The following is a 24702-nucleotide window of genomic DNA, read 5'->3' on the forward strand; positions in this document are numbered from 1 at the left end:
CGAACACAGAAGTTAAGTTCTTCAGCGCCAATGGTAGTTGGGGGCTTCCCCCTGCGAGAGTAGGACGTTGCCAGGCATATTGAAAAAGAGTTAAGCATCATGCTTAGCTCTTTTTTGCATAAGTAAACATTAATTAATACACTAAAGACAAGCTCAGTATATATATGAGCTTGTCTGACTGGCTAAAAGTGTTGCAATTACTCGTATAATCAATATTTCGAAGTTTATCAAGTTTAAATGCTTTTACCTTAGCCTTTTTTATTCCGTTATTTTGGACATTGTTGCTAATTTATTAACTGTTTTCCAATTACGAGTTGTAGATTGGGTATCTAGTTTCTGAAGTTGATTTGCCAGTTTAGAGTTATGGATACTATCATAAAATAGAAGATAGATTTCTTTGTTTTGAATATGATATTTTTCTTTTTCATTTTGGAATTTCCGTAAACTTACTAAATTAGCTTTAGACGGATTGCTTGGAAAAAATGCTACATAGAGACTCTCTCCTGTAGAATCTGCTTCAGCTTTTGTAATCTCTTCTGCAGAGAAGGGGCAAGCTTTCATTATTTGTTCCCATTCTTCGGAGGTTCTCAAAATCACAGGAATGGAAAGTTGATAATCTTGCATTATTTTATATTCTATTTCCTCTTTAATAATTTTTTCCTGCTTATTGGATTGAAATAAGATATTTCCACTCTGTATATATGTTCGAACGTTTTTTAAACCTATTGCTGTAAGGGATTCTCGCAATTCCGCCATCTTAATCTTATTTTTTCCGCCTACATTAATACCTCGTAACAATGCAATATATCCTGTCATAGCCCGTCAACTCCTTTTGTATCAGTGTAGTCCAGTATTCTTTTTATTATTTTACTCTATTGACTGAAGCAATACAAAAAAGAAACCAATAATAAACTCTCTAGTTCTGAAGCAGATGCAGATAGGAAATCGTTTGTTTTTTTGATATAATTATAATCAGCTTAAACATTAATATGTGAAGGAGGTGAGTAAGTATGTTATTGGAATTGTTTAATAATGCTTTCATAGATTCTTCCATCTTTTATATGTATTTTGGTGTTATTTTGATGACGATGGGAATTATGTATTTTGTTAATCTGCATCATAATACTCCGGTTATCTATGAATACTCTTTTGGCAGTAAACACCAAAATATTAAAATTAATATGAATCAAATGAGAAAGACCTTAATTATTAATGAACCCTTTCTGATTTGGCTCATCATCACATTTAAAAGAGTCGACCAAAAAGATGATAAAATGGACAATGTATCCTCTTATTTTAAAAATGAGTTTAAAATAAGAGGAGGAGAATTATGGGAAAACATGGCTTACTCACAGCCTTTAAAAAATACAGGTTTTTCTTTTTAGTAATATTGTTAGTCTTTGTACTTGCAGGGTGTGGAGGTAATAACACACCTATTGACAGTTCATCAACAGGGTTCTTTGATCATTATTTTGTATATACCTTTTCTCTGCTAATAAAAAAGATTGCTTCTTTATTTCAGGGTAACTATGGAATTGCTATTGTATTGATTACAATTATTATCCGATTTGTGTTAATGCCGTTCTTTATTCGCCAGTCAAAGAATAGTAAAGACTCGCAAAAGAAAATGGCAGTTATGAAGCCTGAGATGGATGAGATTCAAAAGAAATATAAAGGAAAGAGCAGTACAGAAGATCAGCTAAGCATGCAGAGAGAGCTTAGTGAAGTTTATAAAAAGCATGATTTTAATCCGGTAAAGATGGCTGTGGGGTGTTTGCCGCTAATCATTCAGATGCCTATTCTTCTGGGGTTTTATTATGCTATTATGCGGACTACGGAAATAGCTGAGCACTCATTTCTATGGTTTAGTTTAGGAGAAACAGATATTTTATTTGTTGTTTTTGCTGTACTCATATACTATCTTCAAGCAAGAGTGAGTCTGATTGGTATGGATGAAACGCAGCGAAAGCAAATGGCTGTTATGAGCTTTATATCCCCGATTATGATTGGAGTGGTCTCTTTAAATGCACCTGCGGCTTTGCCTTTGTATTGGGCTGTCGGCGGAATGTTTATGATTGTACAGACACTGATTATAAAAAAATATGTGCATTAGTAAAAGAGACTGATAAAGGAATATAAAAAATATCAATTTCTTTTCCATACTGAAGTCAAGTTGATAACATGCTCTGAAAAACGCTTATTTTGTCTAATCTAATAGATGAAATAAGCGTTTTATTAATGTCTATTCATCTTTCAGGCATTATCAGATAAACGATTTATTTGCCTGATATCAACGCCTCAAAGGTTTCAACCTTTTGCTTTGTAGTAAAAGACTGCTCGTTCCACTCACTGGCCTGAAACGAATTTTTTCTTGTTTCGATAAGGAGCTGTTCAGAATTTGGACCAACGGTTACATCTTTAAACAATTTTACATCGGTAGTCTCATTATCTTCATTAAACAGTGTTAAGTAAATATTTCCGTTATATGGAGTGCTTCCGTTATTTCTTATGTGAAAATAATTATCATATGTTCTGCCGGTACGCGGCCGCGTTAATGGATCGTATGATGAGTCAATGAGTGCTACCATCATATTCTTATCTTCATCTGTCACTACACTTTTTTCATTTGGGTTTGCAAATAATTCCTCTTTTGTATCCAGCCTGTTCACATATAAATATTTATGTCCTAAAGGAATTATCCAAGTGAGAAAGAGTAATATGATGAGAAAGAAAACAGCGACCGCTTGAATAGATACTTTTTTTGTTTTTTTTAATCTGCTGGAGATACTGTTAAAAATATAGAGGATGATCGTTACGCCTAATAGGATAAAAATCATCGTATTTAAATTTTTAGTATTTGGTAAAACATTCAAATTATAAACGTAATAATAATACATATGACCAATCGTTGTGAGCAATAAAATAGTAATAGCTTCCATTAAGTAATAAGAAAGTAATCTAAGCTTTTTTTCTTTATAGACTGAGAAAAAAACATATGCAATAAGTGGAAGTATGATTAGCAAAATCAGGATAAAAAGGGTTAAAAAAGTCAATTCAATATTCTCCTTATTTCTTATTTAATAATTTTTGAAGCTAGAAATGTATATAAGATAAATGTCACTTATTAACAAATTGTATCAGATGCTGTTTTAAATGATAATAACTGTTTTAAAGAAAACATATAACTGCTTGTAAACAATCTTTCATCATTCTCCAAAACAGTTATAAATAACGCTTCTACTGGATAAACTTATAGATAAGCAAATAAAAATGAAAAAGTTTTAAAAAGGTATTGCATTATTCTCTAAAAAGAGATATAATAAATCTTGTCCTTAAATAAGGCATTGAAAAAAATTGATTATTCACATCGCGGGGTGGAGCAGTCTGGCAGCTCGTTGGGCTCATAACCCAAAGGTCGCAGGTTCAAATCCTGCCCCCGCAACCAAATAAGATCCAGATTCACCATCGAAGTACTGGATAAGAGAGAATACATACTTAGGTCCGGTAGTTCAGTTGGTTAGAATGCCTGCCTGTCACGCAGGAGGTCGCGGGTTCGAGTCCCGTCCGGACCGCCATGATTTTTAAAAATAATAGTAATCAGCGACACATGGTTTCCGATGAGAAACATGTGTTTTTTTAATGCAATAAATGAAGCAAGCATGCTTAGGTGTGTGAAAATAAGAAAAACAGGCCGTCGGAATAATTTATATTGATTTGCATGACATAAATTTTTATTTTTTGCCGTTGATTTGCTATGATAAATAGTAGAAAATAAAGGAATTGGTGATAGCATGGATGAATTTTCATTTATTAACGCCATTAAACCCAATACATATAATCAACCTGCATTGATTAAAGGAATCGGGGACGATGCTGCTGTTTTCCGCAGCACATCTGATATTGTCACCACAGTAGATACGTTTGTGGAAGATATCCATTTTTCCTTAGAAACAATGGCTCCCTTTCATATTGGGTATCGTATACTGGCTGCCAATATTAGTGATTTAGCAGCTATGGGAGCAGAGCCCGCCTTTTATTTGGTGTCGATGTGTATCCCAAAAAAATGGAAACAATCAGCGTTAGAGGAGATTTATCAAGGAATGCATGAATTGGCATCGATGTATCAAATGGACTTGATTGGCGGAGATACGGTATCGAGTGAACGGTTGATGATCTCGATTACAGCAATGGGTTACGTGCCAGAGAATAAAGCAAGATACAGAAGCCATGCAGAGCCAAATGATATTGTTTTTGCGACTGGAACCTTAGGAGATTCCAGAGCAGGATTAGAGATATTGCTGCAAGGACAGGAATGTAAAGATAAAGACTACTATATAGAACGTCATCGCCTGCCGAATCCGAGAGTGGCATTGGCATCAGGATTATGTGAGATAGACCGTGTGGCTTTAAATGACATCAGTGATGGTATCTCAAGTGAAGCAAATGAAATAGCAGAGGCTTCCAATGTGGAGCTTACAATTATAGAAGAAAAAATTCCTGTTTCTAACAGTTTTCAACAGTTTTCCAAAGAGCAGCAGTATGACTGGAAGCTGTCAGGAGGAGAAGACTTTGAGCTCCTGGGGACTGTGTCAGAGGTGCATTGGCCGCGAGTACAGGAAATTGCTGTCCAGACAGATACGCCTATCCAGCAGATTGGCTATGTCCGTGAAGCAGAAGAGCCATGTGTTCTCATTCAGACTCAGACGCATGGAGAGACGAAAAAATTAATGAAAAGTGGATATACACATTTAAAGTAGGTGAATGCGTTGATGCAGAGGCTATTAAAAACAGAAAAAGATACACAGGATTTTGCCTGCCGCCTGGCTGAAAAATTACAGCCGAACGATGTTTTGACGCTTGAAGGTCAATTAGGTGTCGGGAAAACGACGTTTACAAAAGGTCTGGCACAGGGATTAGATATCAAGCGGAATATCAGCAGTCCGACTTTTACAATTGTAAAGGAATACCGTGGGCGTTTGCCGCTTTATCATATGGATGTGTATCGTTTGGAAAATTCGATGGAGGATATCGGCTTTGATGACTATTTCTTTGGAGATGGTGTCACTGTGATTGAATGGGCAAGCTTTATTGAAGATTTTCTTCCAAAGGAACGGCTGGATATCAAACTGCATTATACAGAAGATGCGGATCAGCGTGAAATAACACTTACTCCTTTCGGGGAGCATTTTGAACAAGTTGTCAAAGCATTAAGTTAGGAGTTTTTTTATGAAAATACTTGCGATGGATACTTCCAATCAGGTTTTAAGTGTGGCATTATTAGAAGATAAACAATTAATCGGTGAAATCACTACGAATATTGCTAAGAACCATTCCGTACGTTTAATGCCGGCGGTGGAAAAGCTGATGCAGGATGTACATATCACTCCATCTGAATTAGACCGTATTGTCGTTGCGAAAGGCCCCGGTTCTTTTACAGGTGTTCGAATTGGTCTGGCTACAGCCAAAACAATGGCCTGGGCGTTAAACATACCGGTTATCGGTGTATCGAGCTTGGAAGCATTCGCTTACCAGGGGATTTTATTTGATGGAATCATTTGTCCGTTTTTTGATGCCAGACGCGGTTTAGTTTATACAGGGGCGTATCGATGGAAAAATGGAGAGCTTGAAACGGTAATGGAAGAAGAAAATATTTTAATGACAGAATGGCTGGCAAAACTGAAAGAAACGGGAGAAAACGTTTTGTTCTTAAGCCAGGATATCGAGGCATTTAAAGAAGTTATTAAAGAGCATTTACAGGATAAGGCTGTGATTGCTGATTCATCATTCCAGCTCCCGAGAGCAGCCCACTTGGCTTTGCTGGGAAGAGAAAGAGAAGCTGATTCTGTGCATGCGCTCGTTCCGAACTATCTTCGTTTGGCAGAGGCAGAAGCAAATTGGCAAAAACAGCAGAAGGAACAAGCAGATTCATGAGTGAGCTTGTTATTCGTCAGATGAATCTGGAGGATGTTCCGGGAGTAATGGAAGTGGAAGAAGCTGCTTTTACAGGACCGTGGGATGCAGAGATTTTTCATAAAGAGCTATGTGAAAATGATCATGCTTATTATTTTGTAGCCTGCCTAAGGGACAGAATTGTCGGCTATATTGGTTCATGGGTTGTATTTGAAGATGGGCAGATTACAAATTTTGCTGTTCATCCCGATATGCGCGGGCGCAAAATCGGGGAAAAGCTGTTTGGATATGTTACGACATTTATGACCGGTAACGGGGTGGAGCGTCTCTCCTTAGAGGTTCGTGTTTCAAATACCGTTGCACAATCTCTATACAAAAAATTCGGGCTTGTACCTGGCGGGATTAGAAAGCATTATTACACGGATAATTTTGAAGATGCTATTGTAATGTGGGTGAATTTAAAATGAAAAAAGATACAATGATATTAGGTATAGAAACAAGCTGTGATGAGACGGCTGCATCGATTGTAAAGAACGGACGTGAAATACTTTCAAATGTGGTTGCCTCACAAATTGAAAGCCATAAGCGATTCGGCGGTGTGGTTCCTGAAATAGCTTCCAGACATCATGTCGAACAAATGACGATGGTTTTAGAGGAAGCAGTGAATCAGGCGGACGTAACCTGGGAGGATATCGATGCAATTGCAGTCACAGAAGGCCCGGGCTTAGTAGGCGCCCTTCTTGTCGGGGTCAATGCTGCGAAAGCTCTTGCCTTTGCAAAAAATAAACCGCTTATTGGTGTTCATCATATTGCCGGGCATATTTATGCAAACCGTTTAGAAAATGAATTTGCTTTTCCGTTATTGGCCCTGATTGTTTCTGGAGGGCATACAGAGCTGGTTATTATGAAAGATCATTATGATTATGAATTAATTGGTGAAACAAGAGATGATGCGGCTGGAGAAGCCTATGATAAAGTAGCAAGAATGCTGAAGCTTCCTTACCCGGGAGGGCCGCAAATTGACCGTTTAAGTGCAGAAGGGAAGGATACGATTGATTTCCCGCGTGCGTGGCTGGAAGAAGGAAGCTATGACTTTAGCTTCAGCGGCTTAAAGTCAGCAGTTATCAATACGCTCCATAACGCTGAACAGCGCAGGGAAACCCTGAATCCCGCAGATGTTGCTGCGAGCTTTCAACAAAGTGTAATTGACGTATTGACTGAAAAAACATACCGGGCAGCACAGGAGTATAAGGTGAAACAGGTCATTGTTGCGGGCGGTGTTGCAGCGAATAAAGGCTTGCGGCAAAGCTTGAAAAATCGTTTTAATCATACAGATACGGAATTGTACATTCCACCGATTCATTTATGTACAGATAACGCCGCTATGATTGCGGCGGCCGGAACGATTTTGTATGAAAAAGAAAAATTTAAAGCACTTGATTTAAACGCAAATCCTTCTTTAATGTTAGAATAGAAATAGTAAATAATGAAAGCTTGTGATTTGCAAGAATGCAGATTGATTTTTATGTAACATAATGGATTATGTTGAATTTATCATTAATGATAACAGCTTATCTTATGAGGTTGGCTCATGAAAATCAAGGGTAGCGACAGGAGAAATTTGGTGGGAATCCGATGAATAAAAAACAAAATTATTATTTTCAAACCGATTTAATCTTATTATTGATTGCTTTCGCAATAATAAGCTTTCTGGCCGTGTACAATGCACAGCAGCTGGAACAATATAGTACAAACTTTCTGATACGGCAAATGCTCTTTTACGCAATTGGAGTCGGTATGATTGCTGCTATTCAGTTTTTAGACTTAGAGCAGTTATATAAAACAAGCCTCTACATTTATATAGGCGGGGTTGTGCTGCTGGCGCTTATCCCTATCAGTCCAGACTTTATTGCGAGAGAAATAAACGGTGCGAAAAGCTGGTATACCTTTATACCAGGATTGACGCTGCAGCCGGCAGAGTTCGTTAAGATATCAACTATATTATTTTTATCGGCAGTCATCAGCAGACATAAAGAAAAATTTGAAGTAAGTACGTTAAAGACTGATATACAGCTTCTTGGTAAGCTATTACTGTATACAGCTATCCCGGTATTTTTAATTATGCTGCAGCCGGATTTCGGTACGGCCATGGTATATTTATTTATTGCCGGCATGCTGATTATTTTATCCGGGATTAATTGGAGAATCATCTTTTCTCTAATTATTGTAGGAGTTGCTGTTATAGCCAGTGCTTTATTCGTTATCATTGAATTTCCGGAATTTGCGGAAGAGACAATTGGAGTAGCGCCCTATCAAATTGATCGTGTAATGACATGGTTTGACCCGTCACAGCAGTCACCAGATGCTAATTATCACTTTGAACGCTCACATATGGCGCTCGGGTCAGGGCAATTATTTGGTAAGGGAATAGGAAGCGTGGAAGTAAATTATCCGGAAGCCCAAACTGATTTTATCTTCTCTGTTATTGGAGAAAGCTTTGGTTTTGTCGGCAGCGCTTTTGTTGTTCTGCTTTATTTTATGCTTTTATATAAACTGGTAACGCTCGGCTTAAATATTTATAAGCACTCGCCATTTGGCGCTTATTTCTGTTTTGGTTTTTTGAGCATGATGCTTGTTCACGTCTTTCAAAACATTGGCATGACAGTAGGAATCATGCCAGTTACCGGGATTCCTTTGCTTCTGATAAGCTACGGAGGAAGTTCGGTGATGTCGACCATGCTGGGTATGGCGGTCGTTTATCGCGTTGCTGTGGAAGAAACGATACAGAATGACTATTTATTTAAATAAAAGGATGGCATCAGGAACAAAATTTGAACATGTAATTAAAATAGAAAGAAGTGCTTGGAATACCATATCCAAGCACTTCTTTCTATTTTATATAAAATCAGCCGGTAAATTGCTGTCCCATCAAATCCTCATCATATACTGTAACAACCACAGATTCAATAGGATTGTCCTTTGCAGAATGTACAGTAAATAATAAATGCTTATAGTGTATCGTGTTTGGATTGTCAGGCTGCTGTTTCATTAATTCCGATAAAAAGCTGTCCAACGTCTGATGCGGTGTATCGATTGGAAAAGTGATTCCAAGTGTTCCCTCTAATATAAACAGGCTGACCGACCCGTTAATCAGATAACGATTACCGGAAAGCGGCAGGATGTCCTTTGACTCTGTTGCCATTGACTTCTGTTCTCCTAACAAGTCTTTCGCTATGTCTCTGATAATATCTTCCAAAGTAATTAACCCAAATGTTCCTCCAAATTCATCGAGAACAATGGCGATGCTGTAATCTCTTTCCCTCATATCCTTAAAAACTTCATCCATTTCTTGATTCATTCTGATGTATACAGCAGGGCGAATAATATGATGAAGAGTAAAGAAAGCAGGAGATCCACCTGATTTCATACTTCGAAAGAAATCTTTTACATGTAATATCCCAGCGATTTCGTCAATATCTTCATCATAAACTGGTATTCTTGTAAATTCGGTTTCTTGCACAGCAGCAAATACTTCTTCCATGGTTGCATCTATTTGCAGAACGGTTAAATCCGTACGATGCGTTGCAATTTCACCTACATCCTTGCCGCTGAATTCGATAATATTTTGAGCTTCCTGATGATTATCTGACCATGTTGCTTCCTCACTCATTTTATTCGTAAAGGTATGGGGAATCAGCCGAGATAATCCTTGTGCAATAAACTGAGAATGATGATTTGCCAGCCATTTAGGCAAAAGTTGTCCTAAGCTGACCCACAAGCCAAATAAAAGCAGACTGGAGCCAAAAAGAATCATAAACTCATTTAGATTTTGTGAAAAAGGTAAAACCGAGTGAAAGAAAGCCTGACCAAGCGGAAGAGTGACAGCCGCAGTAAGCCATACACTGCTGAAAAGGCCGATAAATATCACGGCAAAGCGAAGGAAACGAAGAAAGGAATGGGAACGTACTTCTGCTGCGGTTGATTGAGACAGCATTGTTTCTTTGATAGCATAGTACATCAAACTGGCAAGAATGAAAACTAAAAAAGTAACGATGGGTATCGCCACGGGATAACAACCTCCGTTTATCGAATTGAATAGTTTACTATGTTGATTTAAGTAAAAAAACAGGCATTGGTTCTGCCTGTTTTCAGTATACAACAATCTGAAAATTATATCAATTGCTTAATTCTCTTCTAATTCTGCCCATTCCTCCATGAACTGATCCAACTCTTCTTTTAAAGCCGATAATTTATTGGTTAGTTCCATTGTCTTTTTATGGTCATCAAAGACGTCTGGCTTGGTCATCTCCAGTTCAATGGCTGCAATGGTTTCTTCCTGCTGTTCAATGCTTGTTTCCAGCTCTTCAATACGGCGCTTGCGTTTGCGTTCCTCCCGCTGACGCTGTTTTTCTTCCTGAAAGCTGCGTTTTTTTGCTGAAGCTGCCGGTTCTTCTGTTACCTTCTGCTGATTTTGCAGCTGTAACAGCCTTCGTTCCTCTTCCTCTGCTTTTTTCTCTAAATAATAATCATAGTCACCAAGATATATTTTTACACTGCTTGCCTGCATTTCTGCAACTTGATCGGCAATCCGGTTAATAAAATAACGGTCATGAGAAACAAAAAGAATAGTTCCTGGAAAATCAATTAAAGCACTTTCTAATACTTCTTTGCTGTCGATATCCAAATGGTTGGTCGGCTCATCAAGGATAAGCAAATTTGCTTTTTGCATTTTTAATTTTGCCAGAGCAAGCCTTGATTTCTCACCGCCGCTTAAGGCGGACACAGGTTTTAAGACATCCTCGCCAGAGAATAGAAAATTCCCGAGGATTGTACGAATGTCTTTCTCATTAATCAATGGATAATCATCCCACAGCTCCTGCAGAACAGTTTTATTTGAGTGAAGGTTTGCCTGCTCCTGATCGTAGTAGCCGATTTGAACATTCGTCCCGAGCTGGATCTCACCTTGATTTGCCAGATACTTGCCGACAATATTTTTTAATAAGGTGGTTTTGCCGACACCGTTTGGGCCTACCAATGCGATACGGTCGCCCCGGTTAGCATGCAGCGTGATGTTTTTGAAAATCGGCTGATCCGTATCAGGATATTGAAAGGTTAAATCTTTTATTTTTAATACATCATTTCCGCTCTGCCGGTTCACTTGGAAGGAAATTGATGCGGAGGATTCATCACCGGCTGGGTGATCAAGACGGTCTATTTTTTCAAGCTTTTTCCGTCTGCTCTGGGCACGTTTCGTCGTAGAAGCGCGTGCTAAGTTACGCTGAATAAAATCTTCCATCCGTTTAATTTCTGTCTGCTGTTTTTCAAATTCTTTTTTCTCCTGCTCATAATCAAGCGCTTTTTGAGCTAAGTAGTTACTGTATGTTCCGTGGAACTTTTTAGAATGATGTCTGGAAATTTCATAAACAATTGATACAGTTTTGTCTAAAAAGTAGCGGTCATGGGAAACAATAATGATAGCACCTGGATAGCTTACTAAATAGCCTTCGAGCCATGTAAGTGTGTCAATATCTAAGTGGTTCGTCGGTTCATCGAGAATAAGCAGCTGCGGTTTTTGCAGTAGAAGCTTACCGAGGGCAAGTCTTGTTTTCTGTCCGCCGCTTAAATCGGTAATTAATGTATCGTAATCATAATCACCAAAGGACAACCCGGTGAGCACAGATTTTATTTCCGCTTGATACGTATATCCGCCATTTGATTGATATTCATTTTGAAGCGTATCATATCTTTCGAGCAGCTGTTGATAATCAGATGCTTCCATATTGGAGGCGTCTGCCATCTGTGCTTCCAGTTCACGTAATTTTTTCTCCATGGCAAGCAGAGGCGAAAATACATCCAGCATCTCTTGCCAGATGGTTTTTCCGGACTCTAACGTCATATGCTGTGAGAGATAGCCGAATGTCAGGTCTTTCGGCTGGAAGATCTCACCGCCGTCATAAGGCATTTCTCCTGCCATGATTTTGAGAAGTGTTGACTTTCCGGCTCCATTGCGGCCGACTATTGCAATCCGTTCATTATCTTTTATTTCCATTTTTATATTAGCTAGAATCTCTTCTGCTCCAAAGGATTTAGAGATTCCATTTAGTTGCATTAAAATCATCGTTGCCATCCTTTCTGACTCGTAAAAAAGCTGTTCAAAAAGCACATGAAAATAAGGTGACGAGCATGTTATTGCTTATCCTGTCTTCTTGAACCATCCTGTAAAAGGAAAGTAATACCTTCTATCAGTGTAACGTATCCAAATAGAAGCTACAATAAAATTATAATAAAGTTCGCTATGTTGGCTGTATTTCTGTTAAAATTATATAGTAGAGTGTGTACTATTGAATAAATGCGTTATTTACAACATAATGAAAGCGAACGTGTAAAATTATGGCAGTATCCATGTACAAAAAATGAAATAATTTAACATGTAAGTTTTCCTAGACATTAGTAATTGAAGAGAGGCCGTTTCAAATGGAACAAAATAAAATCCCGCAGGCAACAGCAAAGCGTTTGCCTTTATATTACCGATTTTTAAATAATTTATATCAGCAAGGGAAGATGCGTGTATCTTCCAAAGAGTTAAGTGAGGCTGTTAAAGTAGATTCTGCAACGATCCGCAGAGACTTTTCCTATTTTGGTGCACTTGGGAAAAAAGGATACGGATATAATGTGGAGTATCTATTAGGGTTCTTTAAAAGTACACTGGACCAGCATGAGATAACGAATGTTGCTTTAATTGGTGTTGGAAACCTGGGAACTGCATTTTTGCATTATAACTTTTTAAAGAACAATAATATTCGTATCACGATGGCGTTTGATACGGATGATTCCAAGGTAGGCACGGAAGTTGGCGGTGTTCCCGTGTATCATGTGAATGAATTAGAGGATAAAATAAGCGGAATTGAAGTTGCTATTTTAACAATACCTGCAGAAGAAGCAGATGCCGCTGCGAACCGCCTTGTGGAGCTCGGTATTAAAGGTATTCTTAATTTCACGCCGGCACGTATTACCGTTCCAAACTATATTCGTGTCCATCACATTGATTTAACAGTAGAATTGCAATCACTTGTATACTTTTTGAAGCATTATTCCTTAGAAGAGGAGTAGGATATGCACAGAAGCTCCATAATGTTTTCTTAACCAATCTTCTGCTTTCTAATTGCAAAAAACTAGCTCTTTACAGAACTTCTAAATTTAAGAAGCTTCCTGCCTAAGAGCTAGTTTTTTATTTTTTATTCTTTACTTTAAAATAGAATCGCAGCATCCGGAAGCCGGCATAGAAGGTTAAAGCTGCAAATCCGGCGAATATAAGGGGAACTGTATCCCAGACGGATTCTCCCTTGCTGAGAACCCCGACATAAATAAATAAAACACCGAATAAAACATAAAGAATGGCTTTTATTAAATAAGGCTGATGCATGTTAACCTCCAAAGAATATGAGTTGTAATTGGTCAAGCCGTTTTTGAATTTCTTCTGGATCTAAGGAAAGCTGAGCCAGCACGACAAGGGTGTTCATCCCGGCATGTACGATGATAGGTACAAGAATTCGTTTTGTTTGTACATAAAGGAATGCAAAAACAAAGCCCATCGCAGCATATACTAGTATATGCAGAAAATCTGTATGAATCACGGCAAAAATAAGAGAAGAAATTAAAGCCGCAAAGAAAAAGTTCATTTTTTTATACAGCGAACCAAATATAATTTTCCGGAAAATGATTTCTTCTAAAATAGGCGCCAAAATTGCCGGAAGAACAATAAAAATTGGCACAGCCCGTGCCATGTTCATAATGCCTTGGGTATTCTCTGAACCGGGATCGATTCCAAATAGCTCCATTTCAATGGTGGCAGCCAGCCCTTGTGAAAGAAGGGCCATAATAATTCCCAGAACAGACCAGACAATAATACCGCCGATCCCGACAGCATCTGGATGAGCCCGGACCTGCATATCAGGCTTTAAGAGCCAGAGAACAATAACAAGGCCAAGAGTGAAACTAAAGACAGACCAATAAATACTGGCAAGCGCAAGGTTTACACCAAATATGGATGTAATCAGCGGGGCCATAAGTAAAACAGAAAATTGCATAATGATATATGTGAGAATGACATATGTATATCTTCGAGTCATAAAAACGCTCCTTCAACTATTATCGCCATAGGATATATTCTAACACAACTGTTACTGAAAATTATAATCAAAAGTACATCAAATCATGCATGAAACATTGAAAAAGAAAATAAACAAGGGTTAAAATAAGAAAGCAGAAAGTGAAAAGTAGAAGTTATCTTCAAAAAGTAAACGAATACAAGTTTTTCTAACACGATGGAGCAGTATAAGAAAAACGAAGGATTCGCTGAAGAACAAGCGAATACAAGTTTTTCTAAAAATTCATCATCATCGTGCTTGCATTTTTTCCAAGAATTAATTATTATAATAATTGGAGTTAGCACTCAAGTGTATAGAGTGCTAATAAAAAATAAAATGATTTGGGATTAAGGAGGCAATTCTACATGATTAAACCATTAGGAGATCGTGTTGTTATCAAACTTGTTGAACAAGAAGAAACAACAGCAAGCGGAATCGTACTTCCAGACTCTGCAAAGGAAAAACCGCAAGAAGGTGAAGTAGTTGCAGTAGGATCTGGACGTGTGGAAGATGGGAAAAAAGTGGCACTGGAAGTTTCTGAAGGAGACCGCATTATTTTCTCTAAATTTGCTGGTACCGAAGTGAAATATGAAGGTACAGAATACTTAATTCTTCGTGAGAATGATATTTTAGCGATTGTAGGCTAATCAAAAATATACGATGAATCTTTAATGAAACCGTGAATCAATTTGAAGGAGGAAGATTAACATGGCTAAAGACATTAAATTTAGTGAAGACGCACGACGCGCAATGCTGCGTGGTGTGGACACCTTAGCAGATGCAGTAAAAGTAACCTTAGGACCAAAAGGCCGCAACGTGGTTTTAGATAAAAAATTCGGTTCTCCATTAATTACAAATGATGGCGTAACCATTGCAAAAGAAATCGAATTAGAAGATGCATTTGAAAACATGGGTGCGCAGCTTGTATCCGAAGTAGCATCTAAAACAAATGACGTTGCAGGTGACGGTACAACTACAGCAACTGTACTTGCTCAAGCAATGATTCGTGAAGGACTTAAAAACGTAACTTCCGGTGCAAATCCAGTTGGAATCCGCCGCGGTATCGAAAAAGCAGTTGAGCTGGCAGTGCAAGAATTAAAAGGCATTTCTCAGCCAATCGAAAGCAAAGAAGCAATTTCCCAAATTGCAGCTGTTTCTTCAGGCGACGGCGAAGTAGGTCAATTGATTGCAGAAGCAATGGAACGTGTAGGCAATGACGGTGTTATCACCATTGAAGAATCAAAAGGCTTCAACACAGAGCTTGAAGTAGTAGAAGGGATGCAATTCGATCGCGGATACTCTTCTCCTTATATGGTTACTGACCAAGATAAAATGGAAGCTGTACTAGAAGATCCATATATCTTGATTACAGATAAGAAAATTGGAAATATCCAGGAAGTACTGCCAGTGTTAGAACAAGTTGTTCAACAAGGCAAACCGCTTCTTATGATTGCAGAAGATGTTGAAGGCGAAGCACTTGCTACCTTAGTAGTAAACAAATTACGCGGTACATTCAACGCGGTAGCTGTGAAAGCTCCAGGATTCGGTGACCGCCGTAAAGCAATGCTTGAGGATATCGCTGTACTGACTGGTGCAGAAGTAATTACAGAAGACCTTGGACTGGATCTTAAATCAACAAGCATTGAGCAATTAGGACGTGCTTCTAAAGTTGTCGTAACCAAAGATGATACAACAATCGTAGAAGGCTCAGGAGACCCAGAAACAATCTCCAGCCGTGTGGCACAAATCCGTGCACAAGCAGAAGAAACAACTTCTGATTTCGATAAAGAAAAATTACAAGAGCGCCTGGCAAAATTAGCTGGCGGTGTTGCTGTCGTTAAAGTTGGTGCAGCTACAGAAACAGAATTGAAAGAACGTAAACTTCGCATTGAGGATGCACTGAACTCTACGCGTGCAGGTGTAGAAGAAGGAATGGTTCCTGGTGGCGGTACTGCCCTTGTGAACATCCACGGAAAAGTAAGCGAACTTAGCTTAGAAGGCGACGAAGCAACTGGTGCGAGTATCGTACTTCGTGCACTAGAAGAGCCGGTTCGTCAAATCGTTCATAATGCTGGACTGGAAGGTTCTATCATTGTAGAGCGTCTAAAAGGCGAAAAAGTAGGCATCGGCTACAATGCAGCAACAGACGAATGGGTAAACATGGTTGAGGCTGGAATCGTAGACCCAACGAAAGTAACTCGTTACGCGCTTCAAAACGCAGCATCTGTTGCAGCAATGTTCTTAACTACAGAAGCTGTCGTAGCAGATAAGCCGGATGAAAATGAAGGCGGCGGAATGCCTGATATGGGCGGCATGGGCGGTATGCCTGGGATGATGTAAATCATTCGCAGAACGCTGATACAGCAATGGTTTAAGCGGTGTACTAATAAAAATGACCGCATTTTGACCACATTTCATTAAAAATCAAGCAAATTATTCATGAGACTTCCGAATTTTTCGGAGTCTCTTTTTCTTACTTCTTCGGTTGTATGCAAATAAATGTTGGTTGTTGTTTTATCATCAGAATGACCTAACCTCTCCATAATTCTCTCTAACGGAACGCCAGCTTCTGCTAATAAGGAAGTATGAGTATGTCTCAATGTATGTGGAGATAACTCTTGATTCAATTCCTTTGTTTTCTTTAAGATTCGTTTCATTCGAGAATCGATTAATTTAGGATAGATAGGATACCCATAATTCTCATTCCGATTAACAAATATAAAGTTTTCGTCATGATATTCTTCTCCGACCTCGTTTTTTATTTGATGATTTAATTCTATTACTTCTTTGAGGGCTTTAACAACACTATTGTCAATATCAATAGTTCTGACAGAGCTTTCTGTTTTTGGCGTAAGAATTTGATAATCAATAATATTATTTTTAGGATTGTAATAAGTCTTGGTTATTTTTAGAAAATAATGGCCGTTTTCATTTATCAAGTCTGTTTCTTTTAAAGCACACATTTCTCCAACGCGTAACCCTGAATAGGCTAATGTTAAAAATACCTCAAAATCAAGATCGAGACCTTCACTGTTTGCAGTTAATAAAAAGTATGCTAGTTGCCCTTTCTCCATATATTTTGGTAAGTAAGCCGTTGTTTCTAATTCTTCAACGGTTTTCTTCTTTCTTGTTAAATATGCATATTCTGTAGGGTTTTTCTTAATCACTTCTAATTGCATTGCTTTTTTAAATATCATTTTCCCGGTAGTATGGATACCGTGCACAGTTTGATAAGCGAATTTTTCTTGTAAATCATGCAATGCTTCTTGATAAACATTCCAAGTAATATCAATCATGCGTATATTTTCGAAGTGCGTATTAAGATTATTGATTTCGTGTTGTCTTATGCGTCTAGTTCCCGGTTTAACACTTCGTTCTTTTTCATAGATATCCAGCCACTTCATTGCAAACTCATTAAAAGTAATAGGGTTGTCGTAAACTGTCTTTCCTAAATCAAGTTCATTTAACAGTTCCCTTGCAGCTCTTTCTGCCTCCGGTTTAGTATCAAATCCTCTCCTTGTAGTTTGTTTCTTTTTGCCGGTTATTGGATCATGTACAGTTCTAAGTTTAAATAACCATTTTTCACCACTCTTTGTTTTGTACTTTTTAAAGCTTGCCATTATAAATCACCTTCATCCTCTAAAAAGTATTTCGGAACTTCTTTATAAGTAACTATATCCCCGATTAACTCTCCATCATCAAGATAGACGGAATCATCAACAGGTATAACCACTATTTCTTCCATAGCTTTCTATTTTCTCTTCTAATGATGTGATTTTCATATCATCCATCCTTTCTTTTCTCTTTTTCTAAAATCATTTCGTTAAAATGCAACGTGTTTAATAATTGGTAAGCCATAATTTTCGAATCTTCACGTGACCATTCCATGCCGTCATTCTCGTAATTTTTACCACTGAAATAATGGGCAATTAACTTTTCCAGTATTTTGTTTAATTCTATAAATACCCATCTTTGATTAGCTTTCTTAGCAACTTCCAACATTTCCTCTAAAGCAATACCGACTTCTCCATTCTTGAAATCTCTGTTCCTCATATTCGAGCACTCCTTGTGATTATGTTTAAGGTTAATTAATAATTTCTTTCGCTTTGATTTTCTGCTATATGATAAGTCGCGTAGTTTTGGCTGTAATCGATTTGCTTGTTTTCGTACATTTCTAATCGTCTTAACGCAAATTCACAATCTACATTAAAATGCTTCATAATGTCGGCCACACAATTAACTTTTAAATCTTCCAGCATAAATGTAGGGACGCAAAAATGATAAGCGAAATAGTCCGCCTGATATTCCTGTAGATCAATAAATAGCTGATGCATATTCAATTGATTTCCACAATGCCTTAAATAATGACAAATTTCATGACCGAACTCCATCCATTGTTCTCTGTCTGTTCCTGGCTCTAAAAATATTTCATCATCCAGCATGTATGCCTTCTTTTTATACAAGATTTCTACTCCTAATTTTTTAGCTATGGTTTGCAAATCCAATTTATTTGGTTTAGTGATGCAAATTTTTAAATATAGTTCATAAATGTAATCTTCTAGGTGAGAATACAAACTAACCCCCCCAATTGTAAGAATGTATGTTCGTTTTGAGATTAAAATAGAAGACGTACTTAAATACGCCCTCAATTGATTATTAATTTTTATCGTTTCTTGCTCAAATTATAATTATTAGTTATAATTTATCAAAAAGGTGGTGCTTAAGTTGGCTCTAAAAAATAATTACGAAATAAATGAAGAAGTATATACTGAATTAGCTGAAAAAAGAGCTATTGATCAACTTAAATTATCGGAAAATGAAGTTCTTATAGCTAAGGCTTATGAAACTACAAAAAAAGCTGAGTTATCTTCGATAAAAAGAGAAGTCAAAGAACAGCAAAATCAATACATTAAAACTCCTTCTTTTTGGTCCTTTTTATTTAGTAAAAGTTAAGAAATTCTTTTTACTTCATCACCAACTTTGATCAACGCATCAGTTGTATCTTCTCCTCCTGTAATTTCAAATGTGTCTACATTAAGTCGTTTTTTTCCAACACTTGGCATTGCGCTAGGAAAAAAAGCGAAATCTATATCCACAGTACGTAAACTTTCACAAATAGTCATTTTCTCTTGCACTTCTTTTGCTTTTATATAATCTTTAGCGGCATCTAAAAATCCCAATAATTCCCCTGATTCCGGATCGTGGACGGGGGCTTTTTCTTTATCTAGTATTTTAAACTTCACTCCTGGTTCGATTCCGATATTTGATCCAGCGTTTATCACTACATGATAGTCATCTATGATTTTCACGATTTGAATTTTATTTTCCATCTTCATGCACCTCAAGTTCTTTTGAATCTAAATGTTCAATAATTTCTTTTCTGGTAGGGGATTCATTTTTAGAGTAAAATTTCCAAACAAAATTCAAATCTCTTTTTAATAAGTAAATTTCTTGTTTGAGATTGTCCTCTTTTTCGTTTGATCTTTTGTGCAAGTTCGCTAGAGCATTTCTGTTGTTTTGGCTAACTTTATATTCTTTTAATAATTCGTTATAGTTAATAACTAATAATCTATACTGATTATATAAATAAATAACTACTGCTGCCAAAACGGCAATTAACAAGATTAATATGATAAAAACATTAACCAGTAGAGAAATTTGCTGAGCAAAACTTAAATATCCTATTACCCCACCGAATACAGTTAAGATGACAGCTATTGGTTTTTTTATATTGATTTTTCGGCTGGCTTCTTCGAATTTTTTATTTTCCATTGGATCACCAACTAACTTAATAAATCCATTTCTATAAATCTAATAATTGCTTTTTCTTGTAATTATACTCTTCATCTGTAATTGCTCCAGAATCTAATAGCTCTTTGTATTTCTTGATTTCATCAGATGCGGATGTGGTTTATTGTTTTAATTACTCTTTTTCAAACCACACTGATAATGTCAATTCTGATGACTGATTTTCTAATTCATTAAAAATCGTAACTTTATAACCTGATTCACTGAAATTATATTGATTATGTCTTTCATCAAGTGTTTCTGACATAGCAACTACTAAACTATCATTACTTATTCCCAAGACTTCTCCAACAAAAAATAGAGAAGAAAATGCATTTCCTGATTCATTGTCAACTACTCCTACAGCAAAACTATTTATTTCATTGTCGCTGTCATAAGCAACTCTTATAACATAATCATCCGAAGAGTGTAATACTTGAGATGTTCCGAATTCAGTTTCTTGTCTATCTTCAAAGGCATCTGGATTGAGTAATTCAAAGCCATCCAACTGTGAACCGTAGTGGTTATACTCTTCGATGAAATCTTCTAACTCTTCATTTATTTGTTTATCTAATTGACCTTTATTATTACTTTCAGATTCATCTACTTCACTAAAATCTTCTGATACTCTTGCTATTGTAGGAGGGAGTTCTTTATCAAGATAATTACGGGCTATTACACCTACCATATATCCAATTTCTCCAGATGCATTAGAAAGAGCTTCAAAATCATTATCATCAAGATACTTCTCCGAAGCCCCTTTCACAAAATCGGCAACTTCTACAACTTCTTTAGTTAAAGGGTCGTCAGAATTAAAATTTTTCTCTATATCTTCAATGGCAGTATCTATATTATCTATTCCTTCTGTCAAAAGTTGTTTTATCTCAGCTTCTCCGTCACCATCAGTAAGGTAAGAAATATTTAAAGAGCTCTTTGTAATCTCCTCTAAATAATATAACGCATCCCTTTTACCCATTTCCTCTTTATTCGATTCTTCACTATTTATTTCTGCAGAAACTTCTTCGTTTTGGGCATCGCTATTTTCTTCCTGGGAAGTATCGTCTCCTGAATTATCATTGCAAGCTGTAAGAAATAACGCCGACCCAATCAATAAATATAAGTATTTCTTCAACAAATCGCCCCTCAATTAAATATTATCTATATCAAAGCCATTCTCTATTTCTTTTGGCTCTTTTTAAATTTGATGTATTCATACACTTCTTTCATTTCTTCGGCGGTGAAAGATTCTAAATCCTTAAACATTAAATCAACATCCGGGAATTCTTTAGCTATTTTCTCTTTATAATAATCTAATCGTTTCACAATATTATCTGTGTCTGCGTTTAATTGTTTAGGGTTAGGGTGATCTGAAGCATCTTTCATTGAACCTCTCCCTGTTAATAACCATCTATATGAAACTTCGTACAAATCAGCTAAAGTCGATAATGTATGTGAATCAGGTTCACTAACATTATTTTCATATCCACTTAGTGTTTTGTTATTAATATTTGTCCTATCTTTTACTTGAGTTTGTTTAAAACCAGATTTTTCTCTAGCTAATTTTAATCTTTCTCCTAATGTAGACAATGTCTGCACCCACTTTCTAAGAAAAGGATAACATTTTCCTAAAAACAAAGAATGTTTTTCTTAAAAACTACGAAAAAAACCTTGACTTCTTAGAATTTAAGAATTATGATGTAAATATACTTCTTAGAAACTAAGAAAAGAGGTGATGTAATGAAGATGCATCAAATTATTAAAAACTATATTAAAAGAAATGGTTTAAAAATGAATTATGTTGCTAAACAATGCGATATAAACCCTAAGAGATTCTACAGAATCATTAATGGTGATGCTCCATTAGATGTGGAAGAATACTCTAAGATTTGCGAGGGTTTAAATGTAAGTCCGGGATATTTTTTTGAGAATTATTTCTTAGAATCTAAGAATAAACAAATCGTATAGGAGGAACCAAAATGAATCAATTACAAGTATTCGAAAATGAACTTTTTAAAGTAACCGCAAAAATAATTGATGGCGAACCAGCGTTTGATGCTGAGCAAGTTGCAAAAAATTTAGGCCTCGTTTCAAAAACAACTAAGAACGGTCATGTCTATGAAAACGTTAGGTGGTCAAGAGTTAATAACTTTCTGCCACAAGTGGCAGAACTCAAAAGTGGTGATTTTATTCCGGAGCCACTTGTTTACAAGTTAGCTTTCAAAGCGGCAAATGACATCGCTGAAAAGTTTCAAGATTGGTTAGCAATTGATGTCATACCCTCAATTAGAAAAACTGGTGGGTACGTTCAAGAAAACAGAGCAATAGATTTTGTTAATTCCTGGTTACCACAACTAGATGAGAATTCTAAACATGCTGTCGCTTCAACACTTGAACAAAATAAGTATTTAGTGAATGAAAATCAAAAATTAGTAACTACTATTGAAACTCAAAAGCCAAAAGTTGTCTTCGCTGATGCCTATGAAGTTTCTAATGACCTAATCACCGTTAAAGAAATGGCAAATCTACTGAAACAAAAAGGCCTTGAAACTGGAGAAATACGATTTTATACATGGTTAAGAGATAACGGTTACGTCTGCAGAAAAGCAGGAGACATGTACAACTTGCCGACGCAGCGTTCTCTCGATTTAGGAATATTGGCAATAAAGAAAGGCGTAAGAACTGGAACCGGCGGCGCTATACGTCAAACCAGGACAACTAAAGTTACAGGAAAAGGTCAAATTTATTTTGTAAACAAATTATTGCCGGAATTGGCGGTGATTTAATGGCTGAAATCAAACAGTTCAACAGTTTTCCGGTTAGTTTCAATAGATTAAAAGGTTTCACCAATCAAAAGGTATTAGCTGAATATTACCATCATGATGTTCCGTCGGAACCATCTGTATCTGTCTTGAACGTAGCCGAATATGTCTCATTTCTTGATTTCGAAACAGAAAATTTTATCGGTATAAGATTTGCTGACGGAACAAACGTTGATTTTTCCAGTCAAATTTACAATACCAATCTTTCTAATGATTCTGTGGTGTTTTCTTCAAAGAATGACGAAGAGACTTACTGCATTATCACATTAATTTAAAGGAGTGATCTAAATGTCTCAAGAAATCCAAGAACTCGAAGCCAGATTATTCGAGGAAAGATTGAAAGAACTATGCAGACGAGCTTACAACCAAGGTCTTGATGATGCACGTACTAATCAATCTTATCCTCCCATGTTCAAAAAAGAAGATGTTGCAGACTATTTTCAAGTCTCTAAAGCATCTGTGGAAAACATCATTCGTATGAGTGGTTTCCCGAAATCAAAAATTGTGAACGCAAGATACCCAAGAGATGAGGTGATCAAGTGGGCGAATGCGTCCGAAAACATCGAGCGTGTAAATCTATTAAAACAAGCAAACTAGAAACCAACTGAGGGATTGGTTAATTACATTATAACTCTATTCACCTATTAATGCGGTTCGCTATTGGAACATTCTGTATATGTTCGTATTGCGAACATGAAGGGAGGTGGGAGGATTGGAGATACCTGCAGCTTTGACCAAGATGCGTAAAGAAGCCAAATTAAAACAGACTTGCATGGCTAAATTAATGGGAATGACCCGCAGCAATATAGCCAAATTAGAGACCGGAAGAATTCAAACAAAAGCAGAGGATTTACTCAAATGGTGCAAGATAACCAATAATCCAGAAATGCTTATGGTTTTATATGCAGCAGTTGATATTGCTACAACGGCAACGCCATTAATCACAGGATTTATCAAATTAGGAGGGTTTATATGATAAACATTTTCGAAAGATTCCAAAAAGAAAAGGATTGCTACAAGTATTGCCGAGAACAAGAAGCAGCGGCTTTGAAAGAGTGCGATATTCCATCAGCTATTGCTTATGCAGAGAACGCAACTAGATCACTAAGAGAAATCAACAAGATTGAATCATACATCAAAGAATTAGAACAAATCAAAATCGTAGTTGTGGCTATTGAGCAAGATCATCACGATTTCATGGAGTCCCGGATATGAGCGAACGCATTATCAAATGGTCGTACAGGATAGGTTTTGTAGGAGCAATGACGTTTTTGTACTACATGATGATTAACGTATAGGAGGTTGGTTATGAGAGCTTATATCAATGTTTGGGATAAGACGTACCCAGTTGGAGTGATTAGTTGGTTTAACGACGGAAAAATTTCGAGCGTAGCGTTCATCGAAGAAAACGGTGTGGCCATAACTATTTTCCATTCGGATGATATCAGCACAGAAAAAGAAATGGTATTGATTGATGGTGTCTACCACGCAGATTTAAACAAACGCATTACATGGGAGGAATTATGATGAAAATCAAAGCAGGAGCTTGGCTATCACTTAACAGCCGGCAAAAACAAATCGTTTTGAAGTTATGGAATGAAAGAAATGAAAGACGAACAAAAGAAAAAAGCACCTCTGCCAAGGCGCTTTAAAAACTCTTAGAAAAACTAATTATATGCCTATTATACGGCGTTCAGGAGGTAAATGCAATGAGTGAAATAGTTGAAATGATGTTAGAAGGACTTTTATGCGAACAGTGCGGATCTTTGATAGATGGAGAAGAGACTGGATTTCCTCGCAGCTGTGAGGATTGCGAATAAAGGAGGCGATAATTTTTGGGTGAAAAACAGTCTCCAAACCATTTGAAAACATTTAGGACCCAGTTGGGATTATCCCAAAAAGATATGGCAGATAAAGTCGGCGTATCCATTTCGTTTTATTCGAAGATTGAAGGAAGGTTTAAATATCCTAGTTATCGATTTTTGAAGAAATTTAAAGAAGCTTTTGGTGATGAAGTTGATATGAATGAATTCTTTTAA

The 24702-nt window shown here is 36.9% G+C and carries 36 protein-coding genes, 2 tRNA genes and 1 rRNA gene; 24 read left to right on the forward strand and 15 right to left on the reverse strand.

Annotated elements, in window-relative coordinates; translation table 11 throughout:
• Positions 1 to 76: ribosomal RNA gene (gene rrf / locus ACW0TQ_RS07795) — 5S ribosomal RNA — on the forward strand; the annotation flags it as partial.
• 182 nt (positions 77 to 258) lie between these two features.
• Here the strand turns inward: rrf and ACW0TQ_RS07800 are convergent.
• Positions 259 to 816 carry a DUF1697 domain-containing protein gene (locus ACW0TQ_RS07800; RefSeq protein WP_368901714.1) on the reverse strand — a complete coding sequence of 186 codons (558 nt, stop codon included), beginning with the start codon at positions 814 to 816 and terminating at the stop codon, positions 259 to 261.
• 194 nt (positions 817 to 1010) lie between these two features.
• Between ACW0TQ_RS07800 and ACW0TQ_RS07805 the strand changes: the two genes are divergently transcribed.
• Both ACW0TQ_RS07805 and yidC read left to right on the forward strand, forming a co-directional pair.
• Positions 1011 to 1385, forward strand: a complete 375-nt coding sequence (locus ACW0TQ_RS07805; protein WP_042532511.1) for a hypothetical protein — start codon at positions 1011 to 1013, stop codon at positions 1383 to 1385.
• Complete coding sequence (gene yidC, locus ACW0TQ_RS07810) at positions 1331 to 2113, forward strand: membrane protein insertase YidC (RefSeq protein ID WP_455725476.1); 783 nt, start codon at positions 1331 to 1333, stop codon at positions 2111 to 2113. Before ACW0TQ_RS07805 ends, yidC begins: the two co-directional genes overlap by 55 nt.
• Before the next feature lie 163 nt (positions 2114 to 2276).
• Here yidC and ACW0TQ_RS07815 read toward each other — a convergent pair whose 3' ends face one another.
• The gene (locus tag ACW0TQ_RS07815; protein ID WP_042532514.1) at positions 2277 to 3053 is read right to left on the reverse strand and encodes a hypothetical protein; all 777 of its coding nucleotides are present in this window, start codon (positions 3051 to 3053) and stop codon (positions 2277 to 2279) included.
• A 315-nt stretch (positions 3054 to 3368) separates the two neighbouring features.
• Between ACW0TQ_RS07815 and ACW0TQ_RS07820 the strand changes: the two genes are divergently transcribed.
• The 8 genes from ACW0TQ_RS07820 (at position 3369) to ACW0TQ_RS07855 (ending at position 8718) form a co-directional block, all read left to right on the forward strand.
• Positions 3369 to 3445, forward strand: a tRNA-Met gene (locus ACW0TQ_RS07820).
• A gap of 53 nt (positions 3446 to 3498) precedes the next feature.
• Positions 3499 to 3575 (forward strand) — tRNA-Asp (locus tag ACW0TQ_RS07825).
• Positions 3576 to 3791: 216 nt separating this feature from the next.
• On the forward strand, positions 3792 to 4757 hold the full coding sequence (thiL, locus tag ACW0TQ_RS07830) for a thiamine-phosphate kinase (protein WP_455725477.1): 966 nt from the start codon (positions 3792 to 3794) through the stop codon (positions 4755 to 4757).
• 12 nt (positions 4758 to 4769) lie between these two features.
• On the forward strand, positions 4770 to 5216 hold the full coding sequence (tsaE, locus tag ACW0TQ_RS07835; RefSeq protein WP_368901713.1) for a tRNA (adenosine(37)-N6)-threonylcarbamoyltransferase complex ATPase subunit type 1 TsaE: 447 nt from the start codon (positions 4770 to 4772) through the stop codon (positions 5214 to 5216).
• Positions 5217 to 5226: 10 nt separating this feature from the next.
• Positions 5227 to 5931 (forward strand): tRNA (adenosine(37)-N6)-threonylcarbamoyltransferase complex dimerization subunit type 1 TsaB, encoded by a 705-nt coding sequence (gene tsaB, locus ACW0TQ_RS07840; RefSeq protein ID WP_042532520.1) that lies wholly within the window; start codon positions 5227 to 5229, stop codon positions 5929 to 5931.
• Complete coding sequence (gene rimI / locus ACW0TQ_RS07845) at positions 5895 to 6377, forward strand: ribosomal protein S18-alanine N-acetyltransferase (RefSeq protein ID WP_306432763.1); 483 nt, start codon at positions 5895 to 5897, stop codon at positions 6375 to 6377. The genes tsaB and rimI overlap by 37 nt, the downstream gene beginning before the upstream one ends.
• Positions 6374 to 7384, forward strand: a complete 1011-nt coding sequence (gene tsaD, locus ACW0TQ_RS07850) for a tRNA (adenosine(37)-N6)-threonylcarbamoyltransferase complex transferase subunit TsaD (RefSeq protein ID WP_042532524.1) — start codon at positions 6374 to 6376, stop codon at positions 7382 to 7384. The genes rimI and tsaD overlap by 4 nt, the downstream gene beginning before the upstream one ends.
• Before the next feature lie 161 nt (positions 7385 to 7545).
• Positions 7546 to 8718 (forward strand): FtsW/RodA/SpoVE family cell cycle protein, encoded by a 1173-nt coding sequence (locus tag ACW0TQ_RS07855; protein WP_042532526.1) that lies wholly within the window; start codon positions 7546 to 7548, stop codon positions 8716 to 8718.
• Positions 8719 to 8815: 97 nt separating this feature from the next.
• On the opposite strand, the gene ACW0TQ_RS07860 is transcribed toward ACW0TQ_RS07855, so the two are convergent.
• Both ACW0TQ_RS07860 and ACW0TQ_RS07865 read right to left on the reverse strand, forming a co-directional pair.
• Positions 8816 to 9976, reverse strand: coding sequence for a CBS domain-containing protein (locus ACW0TQ_RS07860; RefSeq protein WP_212928806.1), 1161 nt, complete (start codon positions 9974 to 9976; stop codon positions 8816 to 8818).
• Positions 9977 to 10093: 117 nt separating this feature from the next.
• Positions 10094 to 12028 carry an ABC-F family ATP-binding cassette domain-containing protein gene (locus ACW0TQ_RS07865; RefSeq protein ID WP_042532528.1) on the reverse strand — a complete coding sequence of 645 codons (1935 nt, stop codon included), beginning with the start codon at positions 12026 to 12028 and terminating at the stop codon, positions 10094 to 10096.
• A gap of 356 nt (positions 12029 to 12384) precedes the next feature.
• Here ACW0TQ_RS07865 and ACW0TQ_RS07870 point away from each other — a divergent pair, with 356 nt between their 5' ends.
• Positions 12385 to 13020 (forward strand): redox-sensing transcriptional repressor Rex, encoded by a 636-nt coding sequence (locus tag ACW0TQ_RS07870; RefSeq protein ID WP_042532530.1) that lies wholly within the window; start codon positions 12385 to 12387, stop codon positions 13018 to 13020.
• A 118-nt stretch (positions 13021 to 13138) separates the two neighbouring features.
• Here ACW0TQ_RS07870 and ACW0TQ_RS07875 read toward each other — a convergent pair whose 3' ends face one another.
• The gene (locus ACW0TQ_RS07875; protein WP_042532532.1) at positions 13139 to 13333 is read right to left on the reverse strand and encodes a DUF4305 domain-containing protein; all 195 of its coding nucleotides are present in this window, start codon (positions 13331 to 13333) and stop codon (positions 13139 to 13141) included.
• Position 13334: 1 nt separating this feature from the next.
• On the reverse strand, positions 13335 to 14039 hold the full coding sequence (locus tag ACW0TQ_RS07880; protein ID WP_042532533.1) for a CPBP family intramembrane glutamic endopeptidase: 705 nt from the start codon (positions 14037 to 14039) through the stop codon (positions 13335 to 13337).
• A 383-nt stretch (positions 14040 to 14422) separates the two neighbouring features.
• Between ACW0TQ_RS07880 and groES the strand changes: the two genes are divergently transcribed.
• Both groES and groL read left to right on the forward strand, forming a co-directional pair.
• Positions 14423 to 14704, forward strand: coding sequence for a co-chaperone GroES (gene groES / locus ACW0TQ_RS07885; protein ID WP_042532535.1), 282 nt, complete (start codon positions 14423 to 14425; stop codon positions 14702 to 14704).
• 61 nt (positions 14705 to 14765) lie between these two features.
• Entirely contained in the window at positions 14766 to 16397 is a 1632-nt protein-coding gene (gene groL, locus ACW0TQ_RS07890; protein WP_042532537.1) for a chaperonin GroEL, read from the forward strand.
• Positions 16398 to 16474: 77 nt separating this feature from the next.
• Here the strand turns inward: groL and ACW0TQ_RS07895 are convergent, their stop codons facing one another.
• Genes ACW0TQ_RS07895 through ACW0TQ_RS07910 form a run of 4 tightly spaced genes read right to left on the reverse strand, consistent with a single transcriptional unit; the run spans position 16475 to position 18520 of the window.
• Positions 16475 to 17677, reverse strand: coding sequence for a site-specific integrase (locus ACW0TQ_RS07895; protein ID WP_455725478.1), 1203 nt, complete (start codon positions 17675 to 17677; stop codon positions 16475 to 16477).
• Entirely contained in the window at positions 17677 to 17802 is a 126-nt protein-coding gene (locus ACW0TQ_RS07900; protein WP_455725479.1) for a hypothetical protein, read from the reverse strand. The genes ACW0TQ_RS07895 and ACW0TQ_RS07900 overlap by 1 nt, the downstream gene beginning before the upstream one ends.
• 38 nt (positions 17803 to 17840) lie before the next feature.
• Entirely contained in the window at positions 17841 to 18110 is a 270-nt protein-coding gene (locus ACW0TQ_RS07905) for a hypothetical protein (protein ID WP_455725480.1), read from the reverse strand.
• Positions 18111 to 18145: 35 nt separating this feature from the next.
• Positions 18146 to 18520, reverse strand: a complete 375-nt coding sequence (locus ACW0TQ_RS07910) for an ImmA/IrrE family metallo-endopeptidase (RefSeq protein ID WP_487247468.1) — start codon at positions 18518 to 18520, stop codon at positions 18146 to 18148.
• A 262-nt stretch (positions 18521 to 18782) separates the two neighbouring features.
• Between ACW0TQ_RS07910 and ACW0TQ_RS07915 the strand changes: the two genes are divergently transcribed.
• Entirely contained in the window at positions 18783 to 19010 is a 228-nt protein-coding gene (locus ACW0TQ_RS07915; RefSeq protein WP_455725482.1) for a hypothetical protein, read from the forward strand.
• Here the strand turns inward: ACW0TQ_RS07915 and ACW0TQ_RS07920 are convergent.
• Genes ACW0TQ_RS07920 through ACW0TQ_RS07940 form a run of 5 tightly spaced genes read right to left on the reverse strand, consistent with a single transcriptional unit; the run spans position 19007 to position 21431 of the window.
• A complete protein-coding gene (locus ACW0TQ_RS07920; RefSeq protein WP_455725483.1) occupies positions 19007 to 19387 on the reverse strand; it encodes a hypothetical protein in 381 nt (126 codons plus the stop codon). The two genes, ACW0TQ_RS07915 and ACW0TQ_RS07920, sit on opposite strands and share 4 nt — an antisense overlap.
• Complete coding sequence (locus ACW0TQ_RS07925) at positions 19377 to 19829, reverse strand: hypothetical protein (RefSeq protein WP_455725484.1); 453 nt, start codon at positions 19827 to 19829, stop codon at positions 19377 to 19379. Before ACW0TQ_RS07925 ends, ACW0TQ_RS07920 begins: the two co-directional genes overlap by 11 nt.
• A gap of 31 nt (positions 19830 to 19860) precedes the next feature.
• Positions 19861 to 19947, reverse strand: coding sequence for an SHOCT domain-containing protein (locus ACW0TQ_RS07930; RefSeq protein WP_455725645.1), 87 nt, complete (start codon positions 19945 to 19947; stop codon positions 19861 to 19863).
• 33 nt (positions 19948 to 19980) lie between these two features.
• On the reverse strand, positions 19981 to 20976 hold the full coding sequence (locus tag ACW0TQ_RS07935; RefSeq protein WP_455725485.1) for a hypothetical protein: 996 nt from the start codon (positions 20974 to 20976) through the stop codon (positions 19981 to 19983).
• A gap of 44 nt (positions 20977 to 21020) precedes the next feature.
• The gene (locus ACW0TQ_RS07940) at positions 21021 to 21431 is read right to left on the reverse strand and encodes a helix-turn-helix domain-containing protein (protein ID WP_455725486.1); all 411 of its coding nucleotides are present in this window, start codon (positions 21429 to 21431) and stop codon (positions 21021 to 21023) included.
• A 150-nt stretch (positions 21432 to 21581) separates the two neighbouring features.
• On the opposite strand from ACW0TQ_RS07940, the gene ACW0TQ_RS07945 reads away from it, so the two are divergent.
• From ACW0TQ_RS07945 to ACW0TQ_RS07985, 9 genes are all read left to right on the forward strand, one after another.
• The gene (locus tag ACW0TQ_RS07945; RefSeq protein WP_455725487.1) at positions 21582 to 21809 is read left to right on the forward strand and encodes a helix-turn-helix domain-containing protein; all 228 of its coding nucleotides are present in this window, start codon (positions 21582 to 21584) and stop codon (positions 21807 to 21809) included.
• Positions 21810 to 21820: 11 nt separating this feature from the next.
• On the forward strand, positions 21821 to 22627 hold the full coding sequence (locus ACW0TQ_RS07950; RefSeq protein WP_455725488.1) for a phage antirepressor: 807 nt from the start codon (positions 21821 to 21823) through the stop codon (positions 22625 to 22627).
• Complete coding sequence (locus ACW0TQ_RS07955) at positions 22627 to 22938, forward strand: hypothetical protein (protein WP_339236813.1); 312 nt, start codon at positions 22627 to 22629, stop codon at positions 22936 to 22938. Before ACW0TQ_RS07950 ends, ACW0TQ_RS07955 begins: the two co-directional genes overlap by 1 nt.
• Before the next feature lie 13 nt (positions 22939 to 22951).
• Positions 22952 to 23260: a hypothetical protein gene (locus ACW0TQ_RS07960; RefSeq protein ID WP_332094315.1), complete on the forward strand. Its 309-nt coding sequence runs from the start codon at positions 22952 to 22954 to the stop codon at positions 23258 to 23260.
• A gap of 115 nt (positions 23261 to 23375) precedes the next feature.
• Complete coding sequence (locus ACW0TQ_RS07965) at positions 23376 to 23639, forward strand: helix-turn-helix domain-containing protein (protein WP_455725489.1); 264 nt, start codon at positions 23376 to 23378, stop codon at positions 23637 to 23639.
• Positions 23636 to 23878 (forward strand): hypothetical protein, encoded by a 243-nt coding sequence (locus ACW0TQ_RS07970; RefSeq protein ID WP_193065309.1) that lies wholly within the window; start codon positions 23636 to 23638, stop codon positions 23876 to 23878. The genes ACW0TQ_RS07965 and ACW0TQ_RS07970 overlap by 4 nt, the downstream gene beginning before the upstream one ends.
• Before the next feature lie 93 nt (positions 23879 to 23971).
• Positions 23972 to 24190 carry a hypothetical protein gene (locus tag ACW0TQ_RS07975; RefSeq protein WP_193065310.1) on the forward strand — a complete coding sequence of 73 codons (219 nt, stop codon included), beginning with the start codon at positions 23972 to 23974 and terminating at the stop codon, positions 24188 to 24190.
• The gene (locus tag ACW0TQ_RS07980; RefSeq protein WP_264299306.1) at positions 24187 to 24315 is read left to right on the forward strand and encodes a hypothetical protein; all 129 of its coding nucleotides are present in this window, start codon (positions 24187 to 24189) and stop codon (positions 24313 to 24315) included. Before ACW0TQ_RS07975 ends, ACW0TQ_RS07980 begins: the two co-directional genes overlap by 4 nt.
• Positions 24316 to 24498: 183 nt before the next feature.
• Positions 24499 to 24702 carry a helix-turn-helix domain-containing protein gene (locus ACW0TQ_RS07985; RefSeq protein ID WP_455725490.1) on the forward strand — a complete coding sequence of 68 codons (204 nt, stop codon included), beginning with the start codon at positions 24499 to 24501 and terminating at the stop codon, positions 24700 to 24702.

This window comes from Oceanobacillus sp. M60, from assembly GCF_053839645.1.

Excerpts from the sequence above, each read along its gene's own strand:
- ACW0TQ_RS07925 (WP_455725484.1), bottom strand. The coding sequence starts at position 19,829 with ATGGAAAATAAAAAATTCGAAGAAGCCAGCCGAAAAATCAATATAAAA.
- ACW0TQ_RS07865 (WP_042532528.1), bottom strand. The coding sequence starts at position 12,028 with ATGATTTTAATGCAACTAAATGGAATCTCTAAATCCTTTGGAGCAGAA.
- tsaB (WP_042532520.1), top strand. The coding sequence starts at position 5,227 with ATGAAAATACTTGCGATGGATACTTCCAATCAGGTTTTAAGTGTGGCA.
- ACW0TQ_RS07880 (WP_042532533.1), bottom strand. The coding sequence starts at position 14,039 with ATGACTCGAAGATATACATATGTCATTCTCACATATATCATTATGCAA.
- ACW0TQ_RS07905 (WP_455725480.1), bottom strand. The coding sequence starts at position 18,110 with ATGAGGAACAGAGATTTCAAGAATGGAGAAGTCGGTATTGCTTTAGAG.
- groL (WP_042532537.1), top strand. The coding sequence starts at position 14,766 with ATGGCTAAAGACATTAAATTTAGTGAAGACGCACGACGCGCAATGCTG.
- ACW0TQ_RS07870 (WP_042532530.1), top strand. The coding sequence starts at position 12,385 with ATGGAACAAAATAAAATCCCGCAGGCAACAGCAAAGCGTTTGCCTTTA.
- ACW0TQ_RS07900 (WP_455725479.1), bottom strand. The coding sequence starts at position 17,802 with ATGGAAGAAATAGTGGTTATACCTGTTGATGATTCCGTCTATCTTGAT.
- yidC (WP_455725476.1), top strand. The coding sequence starts at position 1,331 with ATGGGAAAACATGGCTTACTCACAGCCTTTAAAAAATACAGGTTTTTC.
- ACW0TQ_RS07920 (WP_455725483.1), bottom strand. The coding sequence starts at position 19,387 with ATGGAAAATAAAATTCAAATCGTGAAAATCATAGATGACTATCATGTA.
- ACW0TQ_RS07855 (WP_042532526.1), top strand. The coding sequence starts at position 7,546 with ATGAATAAAAAACAAAATTATTATTTTCAAACCGATTTAATCTTATTA.
- groES (WP_042532535.1), top strand. The coding sequence starts at position 14,423 with ATGATTAAACCATTAGGAGATCGTGTTGTTATCAAACTTGTTGAACAA.
- ACW0TQ_RS07955 (WP_339236813.1), top strand. The coding sequence starts at position 22,627 with ATGGCTGAAATCAAACAGTTCAACAGTTTTCCGGTTAGTTTCAATAGA.
- tsaE (WP_368901713.1), top strand. The coding sequence starts at position 4,770 with ATGCAGAGGCTATTAAAAACAGAAAAAGATACACAGGATTTTGCCTGC.
- ACW0TQ_RS07895 (WP_455725478.1), bottom strand. The coding sequence starts at position 17,677 with ATGGCAAGCTTTAAAAAGTACAAAACAAAGAGTGGTGAAAAATGGTTA.
- ACW0TQ_RS07960 (WP_332094315.1), top strand. The coding sequence starts at position 22,952 with ATGTCTCAAGAAATCCAAGAACTCGAAGCCAGATTATTCGAGGAAAGA.
- ACW0TQ_RS07875 (WP_042532532.1), bottom strand. The coding sequence starts at position 13,333 with ATGCATCAGCCTTATTTAATAAAAGCCATTCTTTATGTTTTATTCGGT.
- ACW0TQ_RS07970 (WP_193065309.1), top strand. The coding sequence starts at position 23,636 with ATGATAAACATTTTCGAAAGATTCCAAAAAGAAAAGGATTGCTACAAG.
- ACW0TQ_RS07805 (WP_042532511.1), top strand. The coding sequence starts at position 1,011 with ATGTTATTGGAATTGTTTAATAATGCTTTCATAGATTCTTCCATCTTT.
- ACW0TQ_RS07980 (WP_264299306.1), top strand. The coding sequence starts at position 24,187 with ATGATGAAAATCAAAGCAGGAGCTTGGCTATCACTTAACAGCCGGCAA.
- ACW0TQ_RS07945 (WP_455725487.1), top strand. The coding sequence starts at position 21,582 with ATGAAGATGCATCAAATTATTAAAAACTATATTAAAAGAAATGGTTTA.
- ACW0TQ_RS07800 (WP_368901714.1), bottom strand. The coding sequence starts at position 816 with ATGACAGGATATATTGCATTGTTACGAGGTATTAATGTAGGCGGAAAA.
- tsaD (WP_042532524.1), top strand. The coding sequence starts at position 6,374 with ATGAAAAAAGATACAATGATATTAGGTATAGAAACAAGCTGTGATGAG.
- ACW0TQ_RS07950 (WP_455725488.1), top strand. The coding sequence starts at position 21,821 with ATGAATCAATTACAAGTATTCGAAAATGAACTTTTTAAAGTAACCGCA.
- ACW0TQ_RS07975 (WP_193065310.1), top strand. The coding sequence starts at position 23,972 with ATGAGAGCTTATATCAATGTTTGGGATAAGACGTACCCAGTTGGAGTG.
- thiL (WP_455725477.1), top strand. The coding sequence starts at position 3,792 with ATGGATGAATTTTCATTTATTAACGCCATTAAACCCAATACATATAAT.